Raw genomic sequence first — 15,906 nt, forward strand, 5'->3', positions numbered from 1 at the left:
GACGTATTACTTTAATACACAGTGAAATTAGTTGTTAATACGAAAAAGAGTGTTTTAATTTATGATAAAACAATTCGTCATAAACAAACCGAAAATGATTTATCGGGATTTTATTTTGTATCTCGCATGTTTTTTATTTCTTTTTATATTATTTCCAACGTATATGCAGGGTGAAAATACGCTTAAACTTTTGAACTTTCGTACTATTGGTGATGATACATATACACGTGTTATTGCGGTTTTTAATAGAGAGCCCAATTTTCGCTTACAAATTTTAAATTCTCCCGCGCGCTTAGTTATTAATTTTCCTGCCATTAGTTTATCTGAGAACAATATATCCTCAAATACAAAAAATATAATATCTGGGATGTTTTCAGATATGCATTATAGCTCTCGCGATATGCAAACCTCAAACATTACTTTAACAAGTAAAACTGCTTTTTCTATTGAAAAAAGTAAAGTGCAAAAATTAGATAATGGTTCGTGGCAATTATTAGTTGATATTGCTCAGCATACACAAAAAAAAATAAACAAACAATCACAAATTAACAAAAGCGATACAGCAATGCAATTGAGTTCAACACATCGTTTTCGTGTTGTTCTTGATCCTGGTCATGGTGGAATTGATAGTGGAGCACAAGGTGTTACTGGAATTTTAGAGAAAAATGTAACGTTAGCTTTTGCACGCGCCTTGCAAAATGAATTAAAGAAATATCCTAATATGGATGTTATCCTAACGCGTGATTCTAATGTGTTTTTAAGATTAGGTGAAAGAGTTAAAAAAGCACAAAAATTCGGTGCAGATCTTTTTATATCTATTCATGCAGATAGCATAGATGTGCATTATCTTCGTGGTGCGACAGTATATACTATATCTGACAAAGCTTCTGATGCCATTGCAAAATATTTAGCTGAAAGCGAAAATAAAGTGGATCTTCTTGATGGGTTACCTGCTGATGAAACGCCTGAAGTCACAGATATTTTGATTGATCTTGCTCGACGTGAAACCAATGCATTTTCAGTTAATTTTGCTGATCGTGTTATTTTAAATTTATCAAAAAATAATATTAATTTAATAAACAATCCTCACCGATATGCTGATTTTCAAGTTTTGAAAGCGCCAGACATACCTTCTGTTTTAATAGAAATAGGTTATTTGTCTAATAAAGAGGATGAAAAATTGTTAAATGATCCACAATGGAGACAACGCATGGCAGCTTCGATTGCTTTTTCTATTCGACAATTTGCCGAGTATCGGAAGGAAATTATACAATCTCTTTAAATATACGAAAAAATAGCTTAAATATGTCAAAAATAAAATACCTGCTATTTGCATTAGAATAAATAATAGAGCGGTGAAATAAATAATTCTTTATCCATATTCATAAAAAATAGTTTTATTAATAATAGAGTTGGTTAATTGTGAAGAAAGAGACACGCATTTCAATGATTATTTTATTTAGATATCTTTTGAAAATTTTCGTCATTTTAGGGCTTTGCTGCATATTAATATGGATAGCAATAACTAGTCTTAAAGCGAATGATCTTCCAGATTATGAAGTTCTTTCTTTGTATGAACCGCCTGTTATGACACGTGTTCACGCTTCCGATGGTCGCCTTATGGCAGAATTTGCTACAAAGCATCGTCTCTATTTGTCAATTCAATCTGTTCCAGATCTTCTTAAACAAGCTTTTATTTCAGCTGAAGATAAAAATTTTTATTCTCACTTTGGTTTAGATCCCGAAGGTCTAGCTAGAGCTTTAGTTAACAATATTCGTAATATTGGTTCTGGTCGACGCCCAGAAGGAGCTTCAACTATTACACAACAGGTTGCTAAAAACTTCCTTTTAAGTTCAGATACAACATTTGAACGTAAGTTGAAAGAAGCTATTCTTGCATTGCGGATTGAGAGGACTTATTCAAAAGACCATATTCTCGAGCTTTATCTTAATGAAATTTATCTTGGTCGTGGTGCTTATGGTATTGCTGCGGCTTCTTTGATTTATTTTAATAAATCTGTCAATGAACTGACCTTAGAAGAATCTGCATATTTGGCAGCTCTTCCTAAAGGTCCTGCGAATTATGATCCATTTAAAAACACACAGCGTGCTATTGATCGACGCAATTGGGTTATCGATCGAATGATTGCAAATGGATATGTAACATTAGAACAGGGAGAACAAGCTAAAGCGAAACCTTTAGGTGCAACAATACGTGGCCGAGATAGTTATGTTTTTGCTGCTGATTATTTTACAGAAGAAGTGCGCCGCACCTTATTAAATCTTTATGGTAAAAAGACACTTTATGAAGGTGGGCTTTCAGTTCGTACAACACTTGATCCTTATTTACAGTTTGTTGCACGACGCGCTTTACAGAACGGTTTAATTAAATTTGATCACTTACAAGGATGGCGTGGAGCTTATAGCCATATTGAAAATGTGGATGATTGGGGTCCTAATCTTTCTAATATTTCTGGATTAAATGATATTCCAGAATGGAGCTTAGCGGTTGTTCTTTCTACCAGTGGTAATACAATAAAAGTTGGTTTGCAGCCACAACATGAAGCTTCAGGTTCATTATCAACGGAAAGAAAAATTGGTGTATTATCTGAGGCTGAATCAAAATGGGCATTACATGTTATTGATGAAAAAGGTCATAAAAAAACAGCTCATAATTTATCACATGTTTTGCATGTAGGAGATGTTATTTTTGTTGAAAAAATTCCAGGTGTAAATGATATTTATCGTTTACAACAAATACCTAAACTTGAAGGTGCAATTGTTGCTATGGAACCTCGTACGGGGCGTGTTCTTGCGATGGTAGGAGGATTTTCTTTTTCTGAATCTGAATTTAATCGTGCAACACAAGCTTATCGTCAACCAGGTTCTGCTTTTAAACCATTCGTTTATGCGGCAGCACTTGATAATGGATATACGCCAGCCTCTGTAGTTTTAGATGGCCCTATTGAAATTCATCAAAGAAATGGTGAAATTTGGCAACCTAAAAATTATGGCGGCACATTTTCAGGTCCTTCTACATTGCGTTTTGGGATTGAGTACTCTCGTAATCTTATGACTGTACGACTTGCTCATGATATGGGGATGCCGCTTGTTGCTGAATATGCAGAGCGTTTTGGTTTAACTGATAAATTACAACCTTATCTTCCTATGGCTTTAGGAGCCGGAGAGACAACTGTTTTAAAAATGGTAACAGCCTATTCAGTTATTGCTAATGGAGGACGCTCTATTAAACCTTCTCTCATTGATAGAATTCAGGATCGTTATGGAAAAACCATTTACCGTCATGACGATCGTATATGTGAAAGTTGTAATGTTAAATTTTGGGATAATCAAGCTGAACCAACATTAATTGATGAACGTGATCAAGTTCTTGATCCAATGACGGCTTATCAAATTACATCAATGATGGAAGGAGTGGTTCAAAGAGGTACAGCTTCTGCACGTTTGCGTAATTTCAATCGACACATTGCTGCTAAAACAGGAACAACGAATGACTCTAAAGATATATGGTTTATGGGATTTACGCCTGATCTTGTCGTTGGTGTTTTCGTAGGTTACGATCAACCCGCCTCGTTAGGCCCTAATGGAACGGGAGCATCATTAGGAGCGCCTATTTTTACAGAATTTATGCAGGCTGCCTTAAAGAATAAACCTAATATACCATTTAAAATTCCAGATGGTATGATTTTAATGGCTATTAATCGCAAAACAGGAATGCTTGCTGAAGCGGGAGATCGTGATGTCATTATAGAAGCCTTTAAGCCGGGAACAGGTCCTTCTGATATGTATCAGGTTATTGGTGGAGGCAGCTTTTTTCAAGAAGGTGTTCCTGCAGGAACTATATCGCCTCAGGTAAACAAAGCTCTTGAAAGTGGTACTGGTGGATTGTACTAATTGATGAAATATTTTTGTATAACAATAGGCGGATATATTTAACATTCGCCTATTTTTGTTATTTTGTTGCCGTAAACAACAAATAATAAAGCGTTTTACTAGTATTATTGTTATTGGTATAAGAAACTCGAAAGTGTAATGAGTAAAAAATAACAAATAAAATAAGGTATTCGAAAATTATGCGAGCAGAAATAGAAACATTAGTTGATGAAATTCAACAAGCAATTAAATTGCTAAGGGGGCATCTTTGACTGGGATCAATCATTAAAACGCCTTGAATATCTCAATCAAAAAGCCGAAGATCCATCACTTTGGAATGATACTCAGCAGGCACAAGATATGATGCGTGAGCGTCAGAATCTTGAAGATGCAATGAATGGCATTCAATCTTTTGCACAAACACTCGAAGAGTGTATTGAATTAATTAAAATGGGTGAAGAAGAAAATGATGCAGAGGTTATCGCTGATGCAGAAAAAATAATTCATAACCTTAAAAATGAAATTGATAAACGGCAAATTGATACGCTTCTTTCAGGGGAAGCGGATAAAAATGATACTTATCTGGAAATTCATGCTGGGGCAGGTGGAACAGAAAGCCAAGATTGGGCTTCTATGCTTTTACGAATGTATACTCGTTGGGCTGAACAACACGAAATGAAAGTTGAGGTTTTGGAAATCCATGATGGAGAGGAAGCAGGGATAAAATCAGCTACTATTCTTATAAAAGGGCATAATGCGTATGGTAAATTGAAAACAGAATCAGGTGTTCATCGTTTGGTTCGTATCTCTCCATATGATTCAAATGCAAGACGCCATACTTCTTTTGCGAGTATTTGGGTTTATCCGGTTGTAGATGATACTATTGAAGTAGATGTTACAGAGTCAGATGTTCGTATTGATACGTATCGCGCATCAGGAGCTGGGGGACAGCATGTGAATACCACAGATTCTGCAGTGCGTATCACGCATATAAAAACAGGTATTGTTGTTCAATGTCAGACAGAACGTTCTCAACATAAAAATCGTGCAATGGCTTGGTCTATGTTACGAGCACGTCTTTATGAGGAAGAATTAAAAAAACGAGAAGAAGAAACACATGCTTCTGAAGCTTCAAAGACGGAAATTGGTTGGGGACATCAAATTAGATCTTATGTTCTTCAACCTTATCAACTTGTAAAAGATTTACGTACAAGTGTTGAAAGTACTGATCCACAATCTGTTTTAAACGGTAACATAGATATGTTTATAGAAGCGGCACTTTCTCAACGTGTTTATGGTAAAGATAAAGATATTGATTAATCGTAGAAACAATAAACTTTAAATATCAAATCAATACTCTTTCGTAGAGTATTGATTTGACTCTATTTTGTAGAGTTTTAATTTTGTTGCTCAGATACAACAAGCTTATACTTTAATGATTGGCTTTTATAAGCGCATTAACAAACTGAGTTATAAATATTATTATATTATAAAGCTTGAGCTGCTGCTAAAACATTATCAGCATGTCCTGATACGCTGACTTTACGCCACATTTCTACTATTTTTCCAGTTGAATCAATGAGAAAAGTGCTTCTTTCAACGCCCATATATTTGCGCCCATACATACTTTTTTCAACCCAAACACCATAAGATTTAAGAGTTGTTTTTTCTTCATCTGAAACAAGGATAACATTAAGTTCATGTTTTGCTTTAAATTTATTATGTTTATCAACACTGTCTGGAGATATTCCGATAACAGTAACTCCAATTTTATCAAATTCTGTTTTTAATCGTGTAAAATCAATAGCTTCACTTGTGCATCCACTGGTATCATCTTTAGGATAAAAATATAAAACAATTGATTTTCCTCGAAGATCAGAAAGACGTAATTGATCGCCTCCATCTCGTGGTAAATTGAAATCGGGAGCAATATCACCTTTCTCAAGTTCTTTCATTATTTTATCTTTCTTTTTTGTGTAAGTATCATGTTTTATATTTAATCAATGTAAGAAATTATAATATTAAGATCAAGGAAACGTAGATAAATTAGAGCGGTTTAATTAATACGTGCTTTTTCTTACCAAAAGATAGTTTAACTATTCCAACGGCATTAACATCCGCTTCAATTATAAGTCGCGTTTCATCTTCAACAATTTGATCATTGATACGAACACCACCGCCTTGGACATGTCGGCGTGCTTCGCTATTAGATTTAGCGAGTCCAGCTTGTACTAAAAGAGAAAGTAATCCAGCTCCTGTTTTTAATTCTGTTGCATTAATTTCAATTGTTGGAAGATTTTCTCCGAGTGTTTTTTCTTCAAAAGTTTTACGAGCTGTTTCTGCTGCTTCATATGCAAGAGTTTTTCCGTGGAGCATGGCTGTAATTTCTGTTGCTAGAATTTTTTTTGCTTCATTTATTTCAGTTCCCTGTAATGCAGAAAGTTTAGCAATTTCATCCATGGGTAACGTCGTATAAAGCTTTAAAAATCGTGTAACATCAGCATCTTCTGTATTGCGCCAATATTGCCAAAATTGATAAGGTGAAAGCATATCCGCATTTAGCCATACTGCACCATTTAAAGATTTTCCCATTTTTGCGCCAGAAGAAGTTGTAAGAAGTGGTGAGGTTAAAGCGTATAACTGAGGTGTTCCCAAGCGATGCCCTAATTCAATACCATTGATAATATTACCCCATTGATCAGAGCCACCCATTTGTACGCGCAATCCGTAGCGTTTATTGAGCTCAACAAAATCATAAGCTTGTAAAATCATATAATTAAATTCAAGAAATGATAAAGAATGCTCACGTTCAAGCCTTAGTTTGACGGAATCAAAGGACAGCATACGGTTAACTGAAAAATACTTTCCTACATCACGCAAAAATTCTAAATAGTTTAAATTGCATAGCCATTCAGCATTATTAACAATGCATGCATCAGTTTTACCATTTCCAAATGTTAAATAACTAGAAAATACTTTTTGTATGCCAGCAATATTTTTAGTAATATCGTCCGTTGTTAAAAGATGCCTAGCTTCATCTTTGAAAGATGGATCCCCAATCATACCGGTTCCTCCACCCATTAAAGCAATCGGTCGATGACCGGTTTTTTGTAACCAATGGAGCATCATAATTTGAATGAGGCTTCCAGCATGCAAACTTGAAGCTGTAGGGTCAAATCCAATATAGGCTGCTACAATCTCTTTTGAAAAAAGATCATCTAAACCTTTTTCATCTGAAATTTGATGAATAAAACCACGTTCGTTCATAATATGTAAAAATTCAGATTTAAAGGTAGGCATAGTTTTTATTTCCGATAAATTAATATTGTTTTTTTGGTATCGTCACTTTGTTAATACAATTGCTCTTATCATAAATGTTTTATTGCTCACAAGAAATGAAAAGAATATCTGTAAAAATAATGATTGTTTTAATAAACTGAATTTCACAATTTAATGATTTCTAGGGCGATAGAATATTCAGTATTATGCGTGCATAAAAATATGTATTTTTACTGAAAAAATGACAAACAGGAACTGAAAAATACATATTTTATTTAAATATAATAAAAACAACAAATGTATTTATAAAAAATATAAGATATAAATCACATGTTATATTTGGAGATTTTTTATTCATTTTATGGTTTATCTATTCTTGTTTTAAAGCATCGGGAATAGACAAACCATAAGTGGACAATAATTGCGGCTTTGCAAGAAAAACACAAATACTTTTCAATTTTCTTATTTTTTTATGTATTTAATTTAAGTGCTGATATTTTACGTGGTGGAGTTCGTAACGCACCTGTCATATGATTATCCAAATACTGCGCGCATCGTTCAATAAGTTCTTCGTTGCAGCCACTAAAAAAATGATTAGCATTTTTTAGTGTTTCTTGTGTAATTGTAATGCCTTTTTGCATTTTTAACTTATCAACGAGACCTTGAACGTCTTTGGGAGGTGCAACTTTGTCAATATCTCCATGAATAATGAGACCAGAAGAAGGACAGGGAGCAAGAAATGAGAAGTCATAAATGTTAGGCTGGGGTGCAACGGATATAAAACCTTCAATTTCTGGTCTACGCATAAGAAGTTGCATACCAATCCAAGCTCCAAATGAATAACCAGCTACCCAGCAATTTAGGGAATCAGGGTGTTGTGTTTGAACCCAATCTAATGCAGCAGCGGCATCTGAAAGTTCTCCAATTCCATAATCAAATTCGCCTTGGCTTCTGCCAATTCCACGAAAATTGAAACGCAATGTAGTAAAACCACGTTTTTGAAACATATAAAATAAATCATAAACAATTTTATTATTCATTGTTCCGCCAAATTGGGGATGAGGATGCAGAATAATTGCAATAGGGGCGTTTTTTTCTTGTGAAGGTTGATAGCGTCCTTCAAGGCGACCTGCAGGACCGTTAAAAATTATTTCTGGCATTAAATGCTCCTTTTAAACGCTCAAAATATTCTCGTTGACGATGGTTAATTTTTACCATAAATACTATCGAATGTAGTTATTTTACTTTAATTAATTGTTAGATATTCTTTTTTTGGTGCATTTTTCAAGAAAATTGCACTATTTTTTTAATCAATTTATAAATTTAATCATTGGTATTGAAAATGGCTATAAAACGCCGATATTTTGATCATAACGCAACAACGCCCCTAACTGAAGGAGCGCGAATAGCGTTATTGGAGTCTTTAGAAATATTTGGTAACCCATCATCTGTTCACACAGAAGGACGCGCTGCTAAAGCTTTATTACAAAAAGCACGTCGACAAATTGCTGACAAACTGAATACAGAGCCGGATCATATTGTGTTTACATCTGGTGCCAGTGAAGCAGCAATGACTTTGCTAACGCCTGTTTATTTTATGGGGCGCTCTGAAGTTCGGTTCTCTCATCTTTATATTGGTGCAAGTGAACATCCAGCAATTGCAGAGGGAGGACGTTTTTCTAAAGAATTCATTAGTGTGATTGATGTTGATCAGGATGGCTTAATACAACAAAACAAACTGAAGGTTTTATTAAATGCGCACGATAAGACAAAAGGCTTGCCTCTTGTTGCTATTCAAGCAGCTAATGGTGAAACGGGTGTCATTCAACAAATAGAAGAAATTGCTGCTATTGTTCGTGATTTTGGAGGCATTTTAATTGTTGATTTAGTCCAATATGTTGGCAAAAATTTTATTAATATTGATAAAATGAGCGGTGATTTTTTTATATTATCTGCGCATAAAATTGGTGGCCCTAAAGGGGTTGGTGCGTTTGTTTCATCTGGTGGGCTTCTTATGCCTCAACCTCTTATTATCGCGGGAGGACAAGAGAAAGGACATCGTGGAGGAACAGAAGCTTTGCCTCTTATTGCCTCTTTTGGAGCAGCGATAGCTAATTGTTTAACTCAAAATGAAATAGAATATTTAATTTCTTTACGAAACAGATTAGAAGAGGGGTTACATAAAATTAGTGATGATGTTGAAATTTTTGGTAAAAATGTTCAACGTTTGCCTAATACTACTTATTTTGCAGTACACAATATAAAAGCTGAAACAATGCAAATTTATTTTGATTTAGCAGGATTTTCTGTATCAGCAGGTTCTGCTTGCTCTTCAGGAAAAGTCAAGCAAAGTCGCATTTTGGAAGCAATGGGTTATCATATTCCGAATGGTGCAGTTCGAGTCTCAACAGGTCGTTCTACGACTTTTCAAGATATTGATGATTTTTTGCAAGTTTTTTCTCAAATTATAGCAAATAACACAAAATAGATTTTTTATAAAACAGTAGAAACGATTTTTAAAAAATAAAAGAAGCTTTTTTCAAATAAAATAAGTGTGGTTGAAGTTCTTTTATTTTATATATAATCTAAAAGATGAATTGCTTGCTTTAAATCTTGTAAAATATACAAGGTCTTTAATCACCGGTTCTTGACTCCGGGAAGAAAGGAGAAAGTTTATGCCGGCAATACAAGAAACGATACGTCAGGTTCGTGAAATAGATGTTGATCAATATAAATATGGTTTTGAAACCAATATTGAAGTGGATAAAGCCCCAAAGGGTTTAAACGAAGATATTATTCGATTTATTTCGGCTAAAAAGCATGAACCTGAGTGGATGTTGACATGGCGTTTGCAGGCTTTTCGTCTTTGGTCTGTCATGGAAGAACCTCATTGGGCACGTATTAAATATCCCAAAATTAATTTTCAGGAACTTTATTATTATGCGGCTCCTAAAAATCATACAGGACCAAAGTCTTTGGATGAGGTTGATCCTGAGTTGTTGGCAACTTATGAAAAACTTGGCATTCCTCTTAAAGAACAGGAAATTTTAGCAGGCGTTAGAAAACAAACGGATCCTTCTACGCTTAATGATAATGTTTATGCATCGGGACAGGTTGCGGTTGATGCGGTTTTTGATTCTGTTTCTGTTGTAACGACATTTAAAGAAGAATTAGCGCGTGCAGGGGTTATTTTTTGCTCTATCTCAGAAGCTATTGTTGAGCACGCTGACCTTATTAAAAAATATTTAGGAGCAGTTGTTCCTGCGGGTGATAATTATTATGCTGCTTTAAATGCAGCTGTTTTCACGGATGGTTCATTTGTTTATATTCCTAAAGGGGTTCGTTGTCCTATGGAACTTTCGACTTATTTTAGGATTAATGAACGTAACACGGGACAATTTGAAAGAACATTGATTATTGCAGATGAAGATTCCTACGTTTCTTATCTTGAAGGATGTACAGCACCTCAACGAGACGAAAATCAGCTGCATGCAGCTGTTGTTGAACTTATCGCGTTGAAAAATGCAGAAATTAAATATTCGACAGTACAAAATTGGTATCCTGGTGATAAAGAAGGAAAAGGCGGTATTTATAATTTCGTAACTAAACGTGGAGATTGTCGAGGCGATAATTCTAAAATTTCATGGACACAAGTTGAGACTGGTTCTGCGATTACTTGGAAATATCCTTCTTGTTTGCTCCGTGGTGATAATTCACGTGGAGAGTTTTATTCTATTGCTATTGCAAACGGTCACCAACAGATTGATTCCGGAACAAAAATGATCCATTTGGGAAAAAATACATCAAGCCGTATCATTTCGAAGGGCATTTCTGCTGGTTTTTCAAGTAATACTTATCGTGGACAATTAACAGCACACCGAAAAGCGCAAAATGCACGTAATTTTACTCAATGTGATAGTTTGTTGATTGGTAATGACTGTGGAGCTCATACAGTTCCTTACATTGAAGCAAAAAACGCAACAGTTCAGTTTGAACATGAAGCCACAACATCAAAAATTTCCGATGATCAACTTTTTTATGTTATGCAACGAGGAATTCCTGAAGAAGAGGCTATTGCATTAATTGTTAATGGTTTTGTAAAAGAAGTCATCCAAAAGCTTCCAATGGAATTTGCTGTTGAAGCGCAAAAGCTTATCGGTATTAGCCTTGAAGGCAGTGTAGGCTAATTATTTATTATATAAATAGTGCGCTGATAGAAAGTAGCAAGAACAGGATTAAATATGTTAGAAATTAAAAATTTGCACGCCCGTATTGCTGGAAGCAATACAGAAATTATTCGCGGTTTAAATTTAACCGTTCAAGACGGTGAGGTTGCTGCTATTATGGGGCAAAATGGAGCAGGGAAATCTACTTTATCTTATTTACTTGCTGGTCGTAAAGATTATGAAATAACAGAAGGTGATATTTTTTATAATGGGCGTTCCATTTTAGAAATGGATCCTGCGGAACGTGCAGCATTTGGTATTTTTCTAGCATTTCAATATCCAATGGAAATTCCCGGCATTGCTACGATGGAGTTTTTAAAAGTTGCAATAAATTCTCAACGTAAAGCTCGCGGTGATGAAGAGCTTAAAATTCCGGAATTTATCAAATATGTTAAAGAAATTTCTTCTAAACTTGAAATAGATATGTCTATGTTAAAACGTCCGTTGAATGTTGGTTTTTCTGGAGGAGAAAAAAAGCGAGCAGAAATTCTTCAAATGGCTTTACTGGAACCTAAACTGTGTATTTTAGATGAAACAGATTCTGGTCTAGATATTGATGCGTTAAAAATTGTTGCTGATGGTGTTAATAGGCTTCGTAATCTTGAGCGTTCATTTTTGGTCATTACGCATTATCAGCGTCTTCTTGATTATATTGTTCCTGATACGGTGCATGTTCTTTATAAAGGTCGTATTATTAAAAGTGGAGATAAGTCACTTGCTCTTTATTTAGAACAAAATGGTTATGCTGATATTATCGGTGAAGCAGCTTGAGGTCATTGAATATGCAGATGAACTCACAACGTGAATTGATAGCTGTTGAAACAGATATCATCAATCATTTCAATCAACGTATTGATATTTTACCTGGAAATGAAGAAGTACAAACTGTACGCAAAAAAGCTATTGAATTATTTCAAAAATCGCGCTTGCCTTCACGCAAAATTGAAAGTTGGCATTATACCAATCTGCGCACTTTGTTGAAATCTGTTAGTCATTTTTCAGAAATAAATAGTGAAAAAACAGTTGATTCATTGTTTTCGAAAAGCTTTGTATTTTCTATTGAAAATGGAAAAACTCTTCAACAATCAGAAATAGAGGGAGTTGCAGTAGAACGTCTTGCAAATGCATTAGAAGAAGGTCGTATAAAACTAAACCAAATTTCTACTGATGAAGATTTTATTGGTCAATTGAATACTGCCTTTGTTACAGATGGCTGGATTTTTCAAATTCCTGAAAATATGAAATTAGATATTCCTATTGAATTGCAAAATATTCAAAGGGACGGGCAATCACATATTTTGTCAAACATCAACATTGGTAAAAATAGTCAAGCGGTAATTATTGAACGCCAAATTGGCACAGGTCAAAATACTTTTGTGAGTTCAATATTTTCATTACATGCCGAAGCTCATAGTGATATTACATGGATTCTGATCCGAGATCGTGATTTTGATTCAACTCAATTTGGTCGATTTCATGCTATTCTTAAAGAAAATGCTAAGTTATCTCTTTATATCGTTAATATAGGCAGTCAACTCAATCGTCAGGAAATTGATATTGAATTACAGGGAAAAGAAGCTAATTTTCAATTAAGAACAATCAATTTGCTATCTGGAAATACGCATAGTGATCTGACGATGACAGTTCGTCACATGGAGGAAAAAACAACTTCAAGTGAAATTATACGGAATGTTACGACAAATAAAGCGCATGGTGTTTTTCAAGGGATAATAAGTGTTGCACAAAAAGCTCAAAAAACAGATGCGCGTATGGCTTGTAATAGTCTTGTTCTTTCAGATGATGCAGAATTTGATGCTAAACCCGAGTTAGAAATTTTTGCGGATGATGTCGTGTGCGCACATGGTGCAACAGTTACTAAAATTAATGATGATCACCTTTTTTATCTCATGGCGCGTGGTATTCCATTTAAAATAGCTTATGAGTTATTGATTAAAGGATTTGTTTCAGAATTAATTGATGACATTAATCAGGATAATATCCAAGCTATTTTAAGTAATATTATTACCCAATGGCTAGAAAAGAATGTTTAAAGTAGAAAAAATGGATACTGACGTATTAAAATATGATGTTGAAACTATTCGACGTGACTTTCCTATTTTTCAACATGATATTTATGGTAAGCGATTAGCATATCTTGACAGTAGTGCATCTGCACAAAAACCGCAGCTTGTGCTTGAAGCAATGAATGATTTTTATCAATCTCATTATGCTAATGTTCATCGAGGAATGCATTTTTTATCAAATGCAGCAACCCAGTCTTATGAAAATGCTCGCGAAACAGTACGCGTTTTTTTAAATGCTCAAGAAACTGAAGAAATTATTTTTACGAAAAGTGCAACAGAAGCTATTAATACTGTTGCGTATGGTTGGGGCATGCCTCATTTAAAGGAAGGTGACGAAATTATTCTCACTATTATGGAGCATCATTCAAATATTGTTCCTTGGCATTTTCTTCGTGAAAAAAAAGGGGTTAAACTTATTTTTATTCCCGTTGATGAAAATGGTATTTTACATATTGAAGACTTTGAAAAAGCTTTGAGTAATAGGACACGACTTGTTGCAATAACTCATATGTCGAATATTTTGGGAACTGTACCTCCTATTAAAGAAATAATTAAATTAGCACATCAAAATGCTATTCCTGTTCTTATTGATGGTTCTCAAGGAGCTGTACATTTAACCGTTGATGTTCAAGATATTGACTGTGATTGGTATGTCTTTACGGGTCATAAACTTTATGGTCCTACAGGAATTGGTGTTCTTTATGGAAAAAAATATCGACTTGAAGAAATGTCTCCTTTTCAAGGTGGAGGAGAAATGGTCGAAGAAGTCACTCTTGATAAAATTTCTTATAATGATCTTCCATATCGATTCGAAGCTGGAACTCCTCCCATAGCTGAAGCTATAGGGTTAGCGACAGCTATTGATTATTTGAGAGACAAAAACAGAAATGCTATTCATGCACATGAAACAGCGCTGCTAACTTATGCACACGAAGGGCTTGAAACTATTAAATCACTGCGTATTTATGGTCATGATCCTCATAAAGGTGCGATTATATCTTTTGCAATTGAAGGTATTCATGCACATGATATTGCTATGTTTGTTGACCGGCAAGGTGTTGCTATACGCGCGGGAACGCATTGTGCACAGCCTCTATTGCGACATTTTGGTTTAACGTCTACTTGTCGTGCATCATTTGCTTTATATAGTAATTACAAAGATATTGATCAGTTGATTGAAGCATTGGAAAAAGCAAAGGTATTTTTTAATGACTAAACCAGTTAAAGAATGTCATTCTGCTGAATTTAATGATACAGAAAAAAAAGAAAATATATCCGCAATTCCAGCGGCTGAAATTGAGCGTATGACAAATGATATTATTGCAGCTCTAAAAACGGTTTATGATCCTGAAATTCCTGCTGATATTTATGAGTTAGGACTTATTTATCGTATTGACATTGAAGATGATCGTTCCGTCAAAATTGAAATGACATTGACGGCTCCAGGGTGTCCTGTTGCTGGCGAAATGCCAGGTTGGGTGGAAAATGCTGTAAGTGCAGTTGAAGGTGTCTTAAGTGTTGAAGTTACAATGACATTTGATCCACCTTGGACACCTGAATGTATGTCAGAAGAAGCACAAATTGCTGTTGGATGGTATTAGAAAAGACTTAATTTTTTCATCGATGCTAATTCTAAAATTCTAGCACTCTCATTCTTGAAATTATTTCAAAAACGAAAGCTGATTTTATGATAACAATTATTCAATAACACCACACGCTAAACGCGCTCCACCTCCACCAAGAGGAAGTGGTTTATCTGACTGATTATCTCCTCCCACATGAATTATTAATGAGCGGTTTTTAATTTCAGAAAGCTTCATAATACGCGGCGCAAGAACACTCATCTTTGCTTGACCGTGTTCATCAACATAAAGAGCAGGGAGGTCGCCAAGATGACCATTAACATTATAAGCCCCAAGATGTTTCTTGGTATTATGAGGATCATAATGTCCTCCTGCCGCACCACCAATTATTTCATTCTTTATATTACACGACGGATTTTCATGGATATGAAAACCATGAGAACCCTCTGGTAACAAAGATAAATCTGGTGTAAAAATTAAACCACGATTACTTTCTTCAACTGTAATAATGCCAATAGGCTTTTTTGTATTATTCGCTCCCAATTCATAAATCTTTACTTGAACGGATTCTATAAATTCAGAATTTGCAAATGCAGAAGAAGAGAAGCTCAAAAATACTAATGAAACTAACGATGAAACAATCTTCTTCATATAAAATACTCTCTTGAAATCAAAAAAATAAAGACACACTAACTGTATTAACTCTTTAAATATTTAGGGCAAAATAAAAAATTATCACCCATCGCGCATCAAATTATCTGCAATTGTATAAAAATATATAGCAAAATCACTAAAACGCAATAAATTTTCTTCAAAATGTTTTTAACTCACGATACTAAA

13 protein-coding genes are annotated in these 15,906 nt (G+C 34.7%); 9 read left to right on the plus strand and 4 right to left on the minus strand.

The window, feature by feature from the left end; translation table 11 throughout:
- The first annotated feature begins 61 nt into the window (after positions 1–61).
- The 3 genes from NPY00_RS02045 (at position 62) to prfB (ending at position 5,214) form a co-directional block, all read left to right on the plus strand.
- Positions 62–1,282 carry an N-acetylmuramoyl-L-alanine amidase family protein gene (locus tag NPY00_RS02045; RefSeq protein WP_269020369.1) on the plus strand — a complete coding sequence of 407 codons (1,221 nt, stop codon included), beginning with the start codon at positions 62–64 and terminating at the stop codon, positions 1,280–1,282.
- A gap of 164 nt (positions 1,283–1,446) precedes the next feature.
- Entirely contained in the window at positions 1,447–3,915 is a 2,469-nt protein-coding gene (locus tag NPY00_RS02050; protein WP_269020546.1) for a penicillin-binding protein 1A, read from the plus strand.
- 179 nt (positions 3,916–4,094) lie between these two features.
- Positions 4,095–5,214 (plus strand): peptide chain release factor 2 gene (gene prfB, locus NPY00_RS02055; protein WP_269020370.1). Its coding sequence is split into 2 segments (ribosomal slippage): positions 4,095–4,163 and positions 4,165–5,214, totalling 1,119 coding nucleotides; the frame shifts between segments, so codons are not numbered across the junction.
- Positions 5,215–5,381: 167 nt separating this feature from the next.
- Here prfB and bcp read toward each other — a convergent pair.
- The 3 genes from bcp to NPY00_RS02070 form a co-directional block, all read right to left on the minus strand.
- Positions 5,382–5,849, minus strand: a complete 468-nt coding sequence (gene bcp, locus NPY00_RS02060; protein WP_269020371.1) for a thioredoxin-dependent thiol peroxidase — start codon at positions 5,847–5,849, stop codon at positions 5,382–5,384.
- A 91-nt stretch (positions 5,850–5,940) separates the two neighbouring features.
- On the minus strand, positions 5,941–7,194 hold the full coding sequence (tyrS, locus tag NPY00_RS02065; RefSeq protein WP_269020372.1) for a tyrosine--tRNA ligase: 1,254 nt from the start codon (positions 7,192–7,194) through the stop codon (positions 5,941–5,943).
- Positions 7,195–7,643: 449 nt separating this feature from the next.
- A complete protein-coding gene (locus NPY00_RS02070) occupies positions 7,644–8,333 on the minus strand; it encodes an alpha/beta hydrolase (RefSeq protein ID WP_269020373.1) in 690 nt (229 codons plus the stop codon).
- Between the two features lie 182 nt (positions 8,334–8,515).
- Between NPY00_RS02070 and NPY00_RS02075 the strand changes: the two genes are divergently transcribed.
- From NPY00_RS02075 to NPY00_RS02100, 6 genes are all read left to right on the plus strand, one after another.
- Complete coding sequence (locus NPY00_RS02075) at positions 8,516–9,661, plus strand: cysteine desulfurase family protein (RefSeq protein ID WP_269020374.1); 1,146 nt, start codon at positions 8,516–8,518, stop codon at positions 9,659–9,661.
- 187 nt (positions 9,662–9,848) lie between these two features.
- Positions 9,849–11,360, plus strand: a complete 1,512-nt coding sequence (sufB, locus tag NPY00_RS02080; protein WP_269020375.1) for a Fe-S cluster assembly protein SufB — start codon at positions 9,849–9,851, stop codon at positions 11,358–11,360.
- A gap of 54 nt (positions 11,361–11,414) precedes the next feature.
- Entirely contained in the window at positions 11,415–12,170 is a 756-nt protein-coding gene (gene sufC, locus NPY00_RS02085; protein ID WP_269020376.1) for a Fe-S cluster assembly ATPase SufC, read from the plus strand.
- 11 nt (positions 12,171–12,181) lie between these two features.
- Complete coding sequence (gene sufD, locus NPY00_RS02090; RefSeq protein WP_269020377.1) at positions 12,182–13,450, plus strand: Fe-S cluster assembly protein SufD; 1,269 nt, start codon at positions 12,182–12,184, stop codon at positions 13,448–13,450.
- Positions 13,443–14,699: a cysteine desulfurase gene (locus NPY00_RS02095; protein ID WP_442864022.1), complete on the plus strand. Its 1,257-nt coding sequence runs from the start codon at positions 13,443–13,445 to the stop codon at positions 14,697–14,699. Before sufD ends, NPY00_RS02095 begins: the two co-directional genes overlap by 8 nt.
- The gene (locus NPY00_RS02100) at positions 14,692–15,084 is read left to right on the plus strand and encodes an SUF system Fe-S cluster assembly protein (RefSeq protein WP_269020378.1); all 393 of its coding nucleotides are present in this window, start codon (positions 14,692–14,694) and stop codon (positions 15,082–15,084) included. The genes NPY00_RS02095 and NPY00_RS02100 overlap by 8 nt, the downstream gene beginning before the upstream one ends.
- Before the next feature lie 96 nt (positions 15,085–15,180).
- Here the strand turns inward: NPY00_RS02100 and sodC are convergent, their stop codons facing one another.
- Entirely contained in the window at positions 15,181–15,717 is a 537-nt protein-coding gene (gene sodC / locus NPY00_RS02105; protein ID WP_269020379.1) for a superoxide dismutase [Cu-Zn] SodC, read from the minus strand.
- Between the last annotated feature and the right edge of the window lie 189 nt (positions 15,718–15,906).

It is taken from the genome of Bartonella sp. F02 (assembly GCF_026929975.1).
Lineage (GTDB): Bacteria > Pseudomonadota > Alphaproteobacteria > Rhizobiales > Rhizobiaceae > Bartonella.

What these genes read in the sequence shown, in the direction of transcription:
- NPY00_RS02045 (WP_269020369.1), top strand. Translation starts at nt 62, where the DNA reads ATGATAAAACAATTCGTCATAAACAAACCGAAAATGATTTATCGGGAT.
- NPY00_RS02050 (WP_269020546.1), top strand. Translation starts at nt 1,447, where the DNA reads ATGATTATTTTATTTAGATATCTTTTGAAAATTTTCGTCATTTTAGGG.
- bcp (WP_269020371.1), bottom strand. Translation starts at nt 5,849, where the DNA reads ATGAAAGAACTTGAGAAAGGTGATATTGCTCCCGATTTCAATTTACCA.
- tyrS (WP_269020372.1), bottom strand. Translation starts at nt 7,194, where the DNA reads ATGCCTACCTTTAAATCTGAATTTTTACATATTATGAACGAACGTGGT.
- NPY00_RS02070 (WP_269020373.1), bottom strand. Translation starts at nt 8,333, where the DNA reads ATGCCAGAAATAATTTTTAACGGTCCTGCAGGTCGCCTTGAAGGACGC.
- NPY00_RS02075 (WP_269020374.1), top strand. Translation starts at nt 8,516, where the DNA reads ATGGCTATAAAACGCCGATATTTTGATCATAACGCAACAACGCCCCTA.
- sufB (WP_269020375.1), top strand. Translation starts at nt 9,849, where the DNA reads ATGCCGGCAATACAAGAAACGATACGTCAGGTTCGTGAAATAGATGTT.
- sufC (WP_269020376.1), top strand. Translation starts at nt 11,415, where the DNA reads ATGTTAGAAATTAAAAATTTGCACGCCCGTATTGCTGGAAGCAATACA.
- sufD (WP_269020377.1), top strand. Translation starts at nt 12,182, where the DNA reads ATGCAGATGAACTCACAACGTGAATTGATAGCTGTTGAAACAGATATC.
- NPY00_RS02095 (WP_442864022.1), top strand. Translation starts at nt 13,443, where the DNA reads ATGTTTAAAGTAGAAAAAATGGATACTGACGTATTAAAATATGATGTT.
- NPY00_RS02100 (WP_269020378.1), top strand. Translation starts at nt 14,692, where the DNA reads ATGACTAAACCAGTTAAAGAATGTCATTCTGCTGAATTTAATGATACA.
- sodC (WP_269020379.1), bottom strand. Translation starts at nt 15,717, where the DNA reads ATGAAGAAGATTGTTTCATCGTTAGTTTCATTAGTATTTTTGAGCTTC.